Origin of the sequence: Nocardia sp. NPDC059240, from assembly GCF_042753865.1 — a bacterium.
Lineage (GTDB): Bacteria > Actinomycetota > Actinomycetes > Mycobacteriales > Mycobacteriaceae > Nocardia.
Window position 1 is genome coordinate 802,927 of record NZ_JBHZAC010000003.1, and the last position, 11,792, is coordinate 814,718.

At 67.0% G+C, this 11,792-nt stretch carries 14 protein-coding genes; 10 read left to right on the forward strand and 4 right to left on the reverse strand.

Going from position 1 to position 11,792, the window contains the following annotated elements:
• Positions 1-21 precede the first annotated feature (21 nt).
• The 6 genes from ACFXHA_RS14050 to ACFXHA_RS14075 all read left to right on the forward strand — a co-directional run bounded on the left by ACFXHA_RS14050 (position 22) and on the right by ACFXHA_RS14075 (position 6,685).
• On the forward strand, positions 22-708 hold the full coding sequence (locus ACFXHA_RS14050) for a phosphonatase-like hydrolase (RefSeq protein ID WP_379356447.1): 687 nt from the start codon (positions 22-24) through the stop codon (positions 706-708).
• 96 nt (positions 709-804) lie between these two features.
• Positions 805-1,872 (forward strand): 2-aminoethylphosphonate ABC transporter substrate-binding protein, encoded by a 1,068-nt coding sequence (locus ACFXHA_RS14055; protein ID WP_379356449.1) that lies wholly within the window; start codon positions 805-807, stop codon positions 1,870-1,872.
• 28 nt (positions 1,873-1,900) lie between these two features.
• Entirely contained in the window at positions 1,901-3,082 is a 1,182-nt protein-coding gene (locus ACFXHA_RS14060) for an ABC transporter ATP-binding protein (protein WP_379356451.1), read from the forward strand.
• On the forward strand, positions 3,079-3,972 hold the full coding sequence (locus ACFXHA_RS14065; RefSeq protein ID WP_379356453.1) for a 2-aminoethylphosphonate ABC transporter permease subunit: 894 nt from the start codon (positions 3,079-3,081) through the stop codon (positions 3,970-3,972). Before ACFXHA_RS14060 ends, ACFXHA_RS14065 begins: the two co-directional genes overlap by 4 nt.
• 3 nt (positions 3,973-3,975) lie before the next feature.
• Positions 3,976-4,773 carry an ABC transporter permease gene (locus ACFXHA_RS14070; RefSeq protein ID WP_379356455.1) on the forward strand — a complete coding sequence of 266 codons (798 nt, stop codon included), beginning with the start codon at positions 3,976-3,978 and terminating at the stop codon, positions 4,771-4,773.
• A 169-nt stretch (positions 4,774-4,942) separates the two neighbouring features.
• Entirely contained in the window at positions 4,943-6,685 is a 1,743-nt protein-coding gene (locus tag ACFXHA_RS14075) for a hypothetical protein (RefSeq protein WP_379356456.1), read from the forward strand.
• A gap of 18 nt (positions 6,686-6,703) precedes the next feature.
• On the opposite strand, the gene ACFXHA_RS14080 is transcribed toward ACFXHA_RS14075, so the two are convergent.
• On the reverse strand, positions 6,704-6,976 hold the full coding sequence (locus ACFXHA_RS14080) for a hypothetical protein (protein ID WP_379356458.1): 273 nt from the start codon (positions 6,974-6,976) through the stop codon (positions 6,704-6,706).
• Between the two features lie 77 nt (positions 6,977-7,053).
• Positions 7,054-7,536, reverse strand: a complete 483-nt coding sequence (locus ACFXHA_RS14085; RefSeq protein WP_379356460.1) for a hypothetical protein — start codon at positions 7,534-7,536, stop codon at positions 7,054-7,056.
• 65 nt (positions 7,537-7,601) lie between these two features.
• Here ACFXHA_RS14085 and ACFXHA_RS14090 point away from each other — a divergent pair, with 65 nt between their 5' ends.
• Positions 7,602-8,180, forward strand: a complete 579-nt coding sequence (locus tag ACFXHA_RS14090; RefSeq protein ID WP_379356462.1) for a hypothetical protein — start codon at positions 7,602-7,604, stop codon at positions 8,178-8,180.
• Positions 8,181-8,241: 61 nt separating this feature from the next.
• Positions 8,242-8,877, forward strand: a complete 636-nt coding sequence (locus ACFXHA_RS14095; protein WP_379356464.1) for a LysE family translocator — start codon at positions 8,242-8,244, stop codon at positions 8,875-8,877.
• Positions 8,878-8,975: 98 nt separating this feature from the next.
• On the opposite strand, the gene ACFXHA_RS14100 is transcribed toward ACFXHA_RS14095, so the two are convergent.
• Both ACFXHA_RS14100 and ACFXHA_RS14105 read right to left on the reverse strand, forming a co-directional pair.
• A complete protein-coding gene (locus tag ACFXHA_RS14100) occupies positions 8,976-9,353 on the reverse strand; it encodes a hypothetical protein (protein ID WP_379356466.1) in 378 nt (125 codons plus the stop codon).
• A 307-nt stretch (positions 9,354-9,660) separates the two neighbouring features.
• Complete coding sequence (locus ACFXHA_RS14105; protein ID WP_379356693.1) at positions 9,661-10,020, reverse strand: DUF4254 domain-containing protein; 360 nt, start codon at positions 10,018-10,020, stop codon at positions 9,661-9,663.
• A gap of 262 nt (positions 10,021-10,282) precedes the next feature.
• Between ACFXHA_RS14105 and ACFXHA_RS14110 the strand changes: the two genes are divergently transcribed.
• Both ACFXHA_RS14110 and ACFXHA_RS14115 read left to right on the forward strand, forming a co-directional pair.
• Positions 10,283-11,164, forward strand: coding sequence for a helix-turn-helix domain-containing protein (locus ACFXHA_RS14110; protein WP_379356468.1), 882 nt, complete (start codon positions 10,283-10,285; stop codon positions 11,162-11,164).
• A gap of 165 nt (positions 11,165-11,329) precedes the next feature.
• Positions 11,330-11,734: an AMP-binding protein gene (locus tag ACFXHA_RS14115; RefSeq protein WP_379356470.1), complete on the forward strand. Its 405-nt coding sequence runs from the start codon at positions 11,330-11,332 to the stop codon at positions 11,732-11,734.
• Positions 11,735-11,792 lie beyond the last annotated feature (58 nt).

An 11,792-nucleotide genomic window follows, 5' to 3' on the forward strand; every position in this document is an offset into this window, starting at 1 on the left:
CTCAACGACGAAGGAATCATCGTGTCCGACAAGCAGATCGAACTCGCCGTCCTGGATATGGCGGGCACCACCGTCGCCGATGACGGGCTGGTCGAGAAGGCGTTCGAGGCGGCCATCACCGCCGCGGGCGTCCCCACCGAAGGCCCCGAGCGCGAGGCGGCCCGCACGTTCGTGCAGGACACCATGGGCCAGTCCAAGATCTGGTGCTTCCGCACCCTGCTCGGCGACGAGGACCGCGCCCAGCTCGCCAACCGCGCCTTCGAGGCCGCCTACGCGGACTTCGCGGACGCCGGGATCAGCCCGATTCCCGGTGCCGCCGAAGCGATCTCGGCGCTGCGCGCAGCGGGCATCAAGGTGGCGCTGACCACCGGGTTCAGCCGCGAAACCCAGAACCGGCTGCTGAACGCGCTGGGCTGGAACGAGATCGCCGACCTGACCCTGGCGCCCTCCGACGCCGGACGCGGCCGCCCCTACCCGGACATGGTGCTCACCGCCGTGCTGCGGCTCGAGGCCGACGCCGTGGATCGCGTTGCGGTGCTGGGTGATACGTCCAGCGATATCGCCACCGGCCTGGCCGCGGGCGCGCGCATCGTCGCGGGCACGCTGACCGGCGCGCACACCGAAGACCAGCTGCGGGCCGCCGGTGCGACCCACGTGGTGCCCTCGGTCACCGAATTCGCGCAGCTGCTGCTGGCCGAGCGCGGCTAGAAGAATTCCGCCGCCCGAGCGCGCCTCGCCCGGGCGGCGGAGTACCCCCACTGTTCCTTCGATTCGACCGTCCCCTGAACTGAAAGTGCAGCCACCGTGCGTAATACGAACAACCGCCTCGCACGCACCATCGCCCGTTCCGCTCTCATCCTCACCTCCGCCACGGCGGTCGCCTTCAGCCTGACCGCCTGCGGCGGCACCGGCAGCAGCGACACCAACGGCGGCAAGACGGTCACCGTCTACTCCGTCGACGGCCTCGGCGACTGGTACAAGCCCGTCTTCGAGAAGTTCAAGGCGCAGACCGGCATCACGGTCAACGAGGTCGAGGCCGGTTCCGGCGAGGTCGTCAGCCGCGTCGAGAAGGAACAGTCCAACCCGCAGGCCGACCTGCTGGTCACCCTGCCGCCGTTCATGCAGAAGGCCGACAAGTCCGGGCTGCTGCAGGCCAGCGGTGTCGACACCGGTGCGGTCGCGGCCGCCGACAAGGACGCCAACGGCAAGTGGGTTTCCCTGGCGGGCAACTACCTCTGCTTCATCGCCAACCCGTCGGTCGACGCCACCAAGGTCACCTGGGACGACCTGCTCAAGCCCGACTACAAGGGCAAGCTGCAGTACTCCACCCCCGGCCAGGCCGGTGACGGCACCGCCGTGCTGGTGCTGCTGCAGCAGCTGATGGGCAAGCAGGGCGCGCTGGACTACCTGGGCAAGCTGCAGGCCAACAATGTCGGCCCGTCCTCCTCCACCGGCAAGCTGCAGGCCAAGGTCGACAAGGGCGAGATCCTGGTCGCCAACGGCGATGTGCAGATGAACCTGCAGAGCGTCAAGGACGGCTCCAAGTTCAACGTCTTCTTCCCGGCCGCGGCCGACGGCAAGAAGTCGACGGTCTCGCTGCCGTACCTGATGGGTGTCACCAAGGGTGCGCCGCACACCGACGCGGCCAAGAAGCTGATGGAGTTCCTGCTCTCGGCCGACGTGCAGAAGTCGCTGCCGGACACCTTCGCCATCCCGGCGCGCACGGATCTCGCGAACGCCCCGGCCACCGGTAGCGGACCGTCGCCCGCGGCCACCATCAAGGATGTGACCGTGCTGCACCCGGATTGGACCACCGTGCTCGACAACCTCGACGCCGACGTGGCGGCCTACACCAAGGCCACCGGCAGCTAGTCCGACACCAGTCCCAGGAGCAGCAACCATGTCCTCCGCGTTGACGACATCCACGGCGACCACCGACACCACCGCCGAACCCGCCATCGTGTTCGACCGGGTCGGGGTCACCTACGGCCGCGGCCGCAAAACCACCGTCGCACTGGCCGATTTCAACCTGCGCGTCGCCGCGGGGGAAACGGTTGCGCTCCTGGGGCCCAGTGGTTCCGGCAAGTCCACCGCGCTCAAGGCCTTGGCCGGATTCGTCCGGCCCACCTCGGGCGCGGTGCGGCTGGCCGGGCGAGACGTCACCGACCTCTCCCCCGCCAAGCGCGGCATCGGGGTGGTCGTGCAGTCCTACGCGCTGTTCCCGCACATGCGGGTGCACGACAATGTGGCCTTCGGTTTGAAGGCACATCATGTGGCGCGCAACGAGATCGGGGCCCGGGTGACCGAGGCCCTGGAAATGGTCGGCATGGGCTCGTACGCCAAGCGGCTGCCGCGCGAACTGTCCGGTGGACAGCAGCAGCGGGTCGCGATCGCGCGGGCGCTGGCCATCCGGCCCAAGGTGCTGCTGCTCGACGAGCCGCTCGCCGCGCTCGACGCCCAGCTGCGTCAGAACATGCTCGGTGAACTGCAGCAGCTGCGAAAGGCGTTGCCGGACACGGCGATGCTGTATGTCACCCACGATCAGGCCGAGGCGCTGGCTCTGGCCGACCGCATCGCGGTGATGCGGGACGCGCGCCTGGTCGACATCGACACCGCCCGCAACCTGTGGCAGCAGCCCGCCACCGAATTCACCGCTTCCTTCCTGGGCGGCGCGAATCTCCTACCGTGCGAGGTGAAGCACGTCTCCGGCACCGCCGCTCTGGTGACCGTCGGCGAGCACACCCTGCGCGCCGACGCCCCGCCCCCGGGTGTCGGCCGTCCCGACTGGGTGCCCAATGCCGATGCGCAACTGTGCGTCCGGCCCCACACCATCGCCGTAGTCCCGCTGACCGACCGTGACGCCCTGCGCGCCACCGTGATCGCCAGCGTCTGGAAGGGCGCCTCCACCCGCCTCCACCTCGACGTGGCCGGCATCCCCACCGAACTCACCGCGGATGTCCTCGGCCACACCGAGATCGCCGTCGGCGACCACGTCGGCATCCGCTTCCCCGACCCGGCCGGTGTCCTCATCCCCCCGGGCATCGGCACCGATGCAGCCGCCGACGGTGAGGCCCGCGCATGACCGCGCTGCTCGAATCACCCTCCGCCGCAGAGGTTCCCGAGAATCGGGAGCCGGGACGGTCGTGGCGGCCGGTGCTGTGGACGCTGCCACCGGTGCTGACCGTGCTGGTGATCGCGGTGTACCCGATCATGCGAGTCCTGTTGGAGTCGACCAAGACCAAGGACGGGCGCGGGGGCGGGAACTGGTCTCGGGTGCTGGCCGAGGAGTCGTTCCGGAATGCGTTGGTGCGGACGGTGACCATTGCGGTCAGCTCCACCATCGGGTGTCTGCTGCTGGGGACGTTCGTGGCGATCGTGCTGGCGTTCATCCCGTTTCCGGGGTCGCAGCTGGTGGGGCGGCTCATCGATTCGGTGCTGACCCTGCCGTCTTTCCTTGTGACACTGGCCTTCACGTTCCTCTACGGGACGGCGGGGGCGGTGAACGCGCTGATCAATCAGATCACCGGCGGCACCAAGCCGGTCATCGACTTTCTGAGCACGCCGTGGGGCGTGATTCTCGCCGAGGTCACCTTCTTCACGCCGTTCGTGGTGCGGCCGTTGCTGGCCGCGTTCGCGCAGATGTCGCGGGAACAACTGGATGTGGCGTCGAGCCTCGGGGCCTCGCCGTGGCGGGTGCTGGCGCAGGTGGTCATGCCGGAGGCGTGGCCGGCGCTGGCGGCGGGCGGCAGCCTCACCTTGCTGTTGACGCTCAACGAATTCGGCATCGTGCTGTTCACCGGGGCCAAGGGCGTCATCACGCTGCCCGCGCTGATCTACACGCGCGGCATCGTCACCTTCGATCTGCCGGGCGCCGCGGTGCTGGCCTCGGTGCAGGTGGTGCTGTCGCTGAGCCTGTACCTCGGATACCGACTGCTGTTCGCGCGCCTCACCCGCGTGCGGAAGGAGAGCTGAACCATGCTGGTGTGGACCAGACGCGGGCGGGTCGCGGTGCTCGCCGTGTTCGCGATCGTGGTCGCCGTCGTATTCGTCGCGCCCATCGCGACCGTGGTCGCGGCGGCGCTGGCCGGACAGTGGACCGGGCCGCTGCCCTCGCAGCTGGGGTTCGCGAACTTCAACCATGCGCTCTCGGGCGAGGAGTCCGCGAGCCTGTCGGTGAGCCTGCAGACCGCGCTACTGGCGGGACTGTTCTCGCTGATCCTCGGCACCTGGGCGGCGCTGGCCTCGATGGAGGCGCCCGGCTGGCTGCGGCGCGTCACCGACGCGGTGTTCCACGTGCCGGTGGCGGTGCCGTCGGTGGCCATCGGCCTGGGCGTACTGATCTCCTTCAACGAGCGTCCGCTGCTGCTGGGCGGGACCAAATGGATTGTCATCCTGGCCCATACGGTGCTGGTGCTGGCATACGCGTTCAGCGGGGTCTCCGCCGCCCTGGACCGCCTCGATCCCGGCTACCGGCAGGCCGCCGAATCACTGGGTGCCGGCCCGGTGCGCGTCCTGACCCGGGTCACCCTGCCACTGCTGCTGCCCGCGCTCGGGGCGGCGGCCGGCCTGGCCATCGCCCTGTCCATGGGTGAACTGGGCGCGACCATCATGGTCTACCCCGCCACCTGGAAAACGCTGCCCGTGACCATCTTCGCCGCCACCGACCGCGGCGCGGTCTTCGACGCGGCAGCCAGCACCACTCTCCTGGTGCTGGTAACCCTGCTCGCCCTGGTCATCCTGGGCCGCTTGAAAGGTCGTGCGGCGCTGCGCTGACCTGCGGGTCAGCACATGTTCGACCGCACCACACCGCTGACCGCGACATGAGGGGACGGTCAGCGGTGTCTTGCGTTTATAGGGAGGCGTGGCGGACAGTAGACCGGTAGGCTCGCCGAGTTGCTGAAGATCGTGTAGATGGATTTACCGTTCGGGCGGGGGAAGTTCGATGGTGGTAGTCGCAGGGTTGTCCGGTGAGTCGTATGACGTGGACGCCGAACCCTTTTATGCCGCGGGCACCCGTTCCGTGCAGTATCTGTGCCGGGATCCGCGTGGTCAGCAACGGCTCTACAAGATGTTTCGCACCCCGGCTACCTCGCCCAACGATATAGAGCGGGCCCGGCAGGTCATGCTCATCGGGCGGCAGACGGTCGTGAACGCCGAGGCCGCGGGGGCTACCGGGCAGCCTGCGGAGGCGATCAACTGGCCGATCGACGTCATCGTGCACGACGGGATGCTGGCCGGGGTGGTGCTGCCGCTGATCCCGATGGACTATCTGCTGCCCGACGGGCGGCCGCGCACCCTCGACCAGCTGTGGTCGACACCGAGCCAGACTGCCTCGTATTTCCGTGCGGGACTGGCGGTTCGGCTCTGCGACATCGTGCGGGTGCTCGAGGAACGGCAGCTCGTCCACGGTGATCTGTCGCCCAGGAACGTGCTCTCGCACGCGTCCGCGCCGCTGGCCTACGTCATCGACACCGCCGGGTTGATGCCCGCCGACGCCGCCTACGACCGATACAAGGATCGCTACGACCTGGCGACGCTGATCTACCGCACCCTGTTCCTCGACGCGGGGACGGCCGCGCCCGGCATGCCGTGGCAGCCGGGGGCCGGGTTCCCGGCGGATCTGGATCCGCGGCTGCGCGCGCTGTTCGATCGGGCCTTCGGCAATGGCGGATTCGGGCCGGACGCCCGGCCGTCGGCGGCCGAGTGGGATGACACGCTGCGCGCCACCTACCTGACTCCCGACGGCACCAACTATGTGCCGGAGACGCTGGCGGTACTGGATCGGCACACCGGGCGGCTGCCCATGGGCGGACCGCAGAGCGCGCCCGCCATGCCGACCGTCGCCATGACCTCCCCGCAGGCGTGGACCGGCGCCACGCCGCAGCAGCCGGTGGGGTATTCGACCGGGCCACAACAGTATTCGACCGGACCGCAGTACCTGGACGCCCCGCCGCCGGGCAACTCCAACACCGGGTTGAAGGTGATCCTCGGCGTGCTGCTGGTCGTGCTGGTCATCGCCATCTCGGTGGGCGCGGTGGTGCTCACCGGCAAGCATTCCAAGAATGACGCCATCGTCACGAGTACGGTCACCACGCCGCCCACGACCACGACGACCGTGCCCCCGACCACCACGCCGGCCTTGGACAAGTCGACCCTCAACCAGCAGGCCACCGATAAGACACCGTTCACCGCCGACGCCCTGCTGCCGTCGACCTTCACCGACAGCAAGGGCGTGGTCTTCACCCGCACCTCCTCCGGCGCGAAGGACTGCATCGCCAGCAATATGTCGCAGAACGTGAAAACCGCACTGCAGAACAACAAGTGCCAGCAGATGATGACCGGCGTCTACTTCAACCCCGACCAGACGATCCTGCTGTCCATCGAGGTCTTCACCTTCCCGTCCGACACCGAGTCCAGCGCCGTCTACACCGGCCTCAAGGGCGCGAACCAGACCTGGGACGTCTGGTGCCCCACCGACGGTGTCGGCGCCTCGGTCTGCAAGGCGAACCTCGACACCATGTTCGCGGCCACCTACTCCAGCTGGGGCCGCCAGCAGTACCGCTACCTCTACGAGTCCTACGCCCTGTACGTCAACCTGGTCCAGGACTCCTCCCTCGAGCCCAACCTCGACGCCCCCGCCCACACCATCATCAACAACGTAGGCCCCGACAACTACTGGAAATAGCCACTGCGCCATACCTTTTCACTCGGTAGTCTTCGGATGCCCGGTACCGGCGTGCACGATCCACGCGGTGTGCTTGTCGTCATCGATCAGATACCAGATACGACCGCCCGCAGTCACCTCGTACTGCCAGCGTTCCAGCATCGCTCCTTTCCACAATGCCGTTCCCAGTTCGCCTTTCAGGCGGTGATGGCGGTCCGGATTCGTGGTGGAGCGCGGATCGGCACGAATGGCCTCGAACGCGCGGCGGAGATTGGCGGGTGCCTGCCGGGCTAGATCCTCCCACCCCGTCACAGCCTCGGCTGCTGCGAAACGGATCTCGTACTCGGGAGGTATTGCTGGTGGGGAGACACGATCACCTCGTTTGGGGCTCACTCATCACCCCCAGGGAGACCGGGGGGCTCGACCCCGCCCAAATCCCCTTCGGGCTCGCGGGTGAGCAACGCCAATAGCGCTGGGTCCGCATGGATTTCGGCGGTGTGGCGCCACTGGGTCAGAAGAGTGGCCAGGGGCGCCAGGTTTTCGAGCGAAGCCGCGCCCTGAGCGACGGCCACCAGCTCGGTCACGAAGCGATCGAGGTCCGCGCCCGGCAGAAACGTCACCCAGGGCAACGCATCGGGCAACACTTCTTGCACCGCACTCGCCCCCAGACGCCGGACCAACCCGGCCAGCAGGCGCGACGTGAAATCGACAACCGCGCCCTCCGCATCGAGCTGCTCCACGCGCATCAGTGCGAGATCCCCAGCATCGCGCCGCCGCAGCCGCAGCGCGCGAACCCGCTCCAACCGCCCGGCGGTCACCCCCGGCTTGTGTAGCAAATCGCTGAAAGGGACCACATCATAGGCAGCGCTCATGACATCCACACTACCTCGGATGTCCTGGATGGAGTCGTGGATGCATGTAGTCCGGCGGATACGCCGTGTCGAGCTGGGGTGTCGAGGAGAATTCGCACATGGGGGTGAGCTCGCAACTCTTGCCGCTGATCGGCGTGTTCCTCGGCGCTGCATCGACCTTCTCGGGCACGGCCTGGCATGAGCGAACCAAATGGCGACGGGGTCTCGATACCCGGTGGGATGAGAAAAGGCTGGCCGCCTACAGCGAGTACGCGGACGCACTGAAGAGGTACTTCACACTGGTCGGCCGGGTAGCTACGGCCCGCGGATACCCCACGGCGGTTCAGCCCATCGATATCGATGAAGGCCTCGCGGGGATGGCGGCGGCCGACGACGGAAAGACGGTGAAGTGGGAGCTGGTCCTGCTGCTCGGGTCATCGCAAGTTGTTGCGGCAGGACGCAGTTGGAGCGAGGCGGTCTGGCGGTTGAGTCATGCCGCGCGCGGACTCGATATGAGGCATGACGAGTTCGTTCGCCTGTACGAAGAGGCCGGGAGGCGCCGCGATCGCTTCTATCTGTGCGCCCGCGCCGATCTTGGGGTAGGTGGGGGCGGGTTGCCTGCCGGGGACGTGGCCTGGCTGCTACCGGGCGGGCTCGACGAATAGATCGTCAGCAGGACAAACGATTCGAGCGCATGCGGCCTCGACCGGTGGATACCCTGGAGTGATGGTGCCTTTGTCGCATGTGGTGGCGTTCGGGGTGGCCGCGTTGGTCATCATCGTGATTCCCGGGCCCAATGTGATGTTTGCGGTGGGGCGGGCGTTGGTGTTGGGGCGGCGGGCTGCGGTGATGTCGGTGGTGGGGACCGGGATGGGGACTGCGGTGTGTTTGGTGGGGGCCTCGCTGGGGCTGGGGGCGCTGTTGATGGCCTGGGCGATGTTGTTTCTCGCGGTGAAGATCGCGGGGGCGGTTTACCTGATCTTTTTGGGGGCCATGGCGATTCGGGAGCGGAAGAAGCTTTCGGAGGCGCTGCGGACTGCGGTGCCGGTGGAGGCCGAGCGGCGGGTGCTGCGGCAGGGGTTCTTGGTGGGGGTCACCAATCCCAAGACGGTGGTGTTCTTCGCGGCGGTGTTGCCGCAGTTCGCGGTGCAGTCGGCAGGGTGGTTGCCGGTGCAGTTCCTGGTGTTGGGGGCGATTTTCCCGGTGCTGCAGGTGCTTTCGGATGTGGTGTGGGCCGTCGGGGCCGCGTCGGCGCGGGCGTGGTTCGCGCGGTCGCCGCGGCGGGTGGAGGCGGTGGGGGCCACCGGCGGGGTGATGATCATGGGAGTCGGTGCGGGCGTGGCCTTTTCCGGCAACGGCTGAGCCTTTTCGAGCAACAGCTGAGACCAGCTGGTACGCAATAGAGTTGGGCCGGCACCCGAGGGTTCGGGTACCGGCCCAACTGTTCTCCGGGTGAGGGATCAGGTCCCCGAAGTTCCGAGGCCGGCGGTGGCGGCCAGTAGGGGGCGGGCGTGGGCGTCGTCGGTGATCTGGATGAGGCCCGCGGCCAGCAGATAGGCGGCGGCCATCTCGAGCGCCGAATCCCGCAGGGCGGTCAGGGCTTCGGTGAGCTGCTCACCCTTGTGCTCGAAACCGCGGCGGAGCTGATGGGCGGAGTCGAAGTCGCCGAAGCCGGTGAGGGCGTGAGTGTCGTGGCTGCCGGCGATCTGCGGATCCAGGGCGTCGGCGAAGCGCAGGAAGTTCGCGGCGCACTTGCGCGCGGTGTCGACCTCCAGCCGGAAGTCGCCGTCGCGGGCCCGGCGGTAGAGCTCGGTGGCGGATGCCTCGCCCGTGTTCACGAATGAACTCCCTCCCGTACGCATTGTGCCGAATGCCCGAATCCCGAATGCCCCCGCGCCATTGTGAAAATGACACAGTGCGAATGAACTTCGGGCGCTCCGCAACAAAGATTTCAGGGCGGGCGTGCCGCGCCAGTCGACCACGCGGCACGCCGGGCGGGGCGCCCCGTTGCGCCCGCCGTCTCGAGGCGGGCGACGTCGTGCGGTTCGAGCAGAGCTATTGGTCCTATAGCATTACTCGGCTGACGTCACCGCTGACGATCAACGATTCGGTAGCAATACATTAATTGTGTCAATGCATTTGGAATCATTGTTCTGGTAAACGGCGGCGGCCACCGGCCACGTCGATTACGAGATCAGTGTAGCCGTCAACCAGTTCCGCGAGATGGTACCAGTGTTTATGGGTGTTATCACTGGCAGCGCCCTCGTGATCGATCACCTGATTGGCTTCGACCCAGCTCCGGGCCATGCGGTCGACGACCGCGCCGAGGCTCTCGGTGTGTAGCGCGGCGCCGTTGCGGTGTTGGGGCAGTTCCTGTTCCACCCAATCGTTGATATCGTCAACGAGTTCACCGCGGCGACAATCGATCTCATGCACCATCATGGGATCCCGCACCTGGCCACGACGTTCGTGCAGTTCGGCGAGGGCATGCGCCGAACGCAACAAAACTCGATCTTGAAATCGCCGCCCCTGGAAGGCACAGAGCAATTGCGGAGCGGTCGGTAGAACTCCGGCTATGGACATGGTCATCGCGACTCCCCATACACACCCGACAGCATCACTAATCGCACCAACATGATTGGTCTCCGGATTCAGCTATACCGGTCATCGGATCGGCCGTACACGAATAGGCTAGCTGGATCATGCTCTTACAAATGCAAGAACGCAACAGTGCGTTCTTGCTTGTGCGACAAGCGAAAGGGTTGTCATGGCAGGCAAGCGAACCGTGCTTACCGTCCGTTTGCGGCGGCTCGCCGCGATGCTGCACGAGATGCGCGAGCACGCGCAGCTCAGCAAAGAGGTGGTCAGCAGCAAGACCGGCATCAACGTCACCACGCTGTACCGCATCGAGACCGCTCAGGCCAGGCCACAGCGCCGCACCCTGACGGCCATGCTGGATCTCTACGGCATCGGCGAGCCACAACGTTCAGATGCCTTGCAGTTGCTGGTGGATGCGCTCCGCCCCGGCATGGCGCGCTCCTTCGAGGATGCCGTGTCGGAGGTGTACGGCGCGTACATCAACTTCGAGGCGGAAGCGTTGTCCGCCAGGTTCTTCCAGTCCACCTTCGTCCCCGGCCTGCTGCAGACCGAGGCGTACGCGCTCGCGGTCTATCAGACCACTATGCCCAAGGTCTCGGATCAGGTTATCGAGCAACGCATTCGGGCTCGGCAGGAGCGTTCCAAGGTGCTCACCAAGGACGATCCGCTGGAGTTGTGGATGGTGCTCGACGAGGCCGTCGTCCGCCGGGTCGTGGGTGGCCCGGAGGTGATGAGCCAGCAGTTCAGCCAGCTGCTGTGGCACACCGAGAAGCGCAATGTGATCCTGCAGATCCTGCCCTTCGACGCCGGCGCGCATCCGGGCATGCTGGGCTCGTTCACGCTGCTCGATTTCCCGGATCCCGCGGACCCCGAACTGGTCTACGTGGAGGGCATCGCCAGTGACGAGTTGATCGAGGGTCACCCGGAGGTCCGCCGCTACGGGGTGATGTTCGATCAGCTCCGAGCCATGGCGCTGAGCCCTCGCGATTCCATCACCATGATCCAGGAGACCATGGCGGAGCTGGACAAATCGAGCGGGGAGAAATCATGATCGCCGGGCAGACCTGATCTTCCACCCACCCCAGGGTGGGTGAGCCCGCACCCTCGGAGCGGAATTGCGCAGCACTGTGGTCGCTATCGACCGCGGCACGCGGCGGCGAGAGTGGATACATACCGAACGCCACCGCAAGCGCCCCCTCCGAGAGGATGATGTTCGATGTGCAAGCCGGTCGAATCGCCCGCCACCGCCGTGGTGACCGCCGCCGATCCCGAGCCGCGTCAGACGGAACTGGATCGCTGGAGCAATCGTGTGGCGCGCATGCTGCTGGCCCGCGGAGCCCGCCCGGGGGTCCGGATCGCGATCGTCGAGGTCCCGCGGCTCGAGAGCGAGGTCGCCCGGCTGGCCATTGCCAAGACCGGCGCCACCGCGCTGCCGTTGACCACCGAAACCACTGTTGCCCGAGCGGATTTCGGTATCACGACGAAGGCAGGACGCGACCTGATCACCGATCCGGCCCGCTGGCTGGTGCTCGACGATCGCTCCACGCTGGTGGGTTACCTCACCGGCTCCGACGCACCGATCACCGAGGCGGAGCTGCTCGTCGCGCGGAAGGCTTCCTGAGCCCGCGCGGCAGCGCTCCGGCCGGTCACAGAACCGTCATAGAACGCAGATTGTCGTA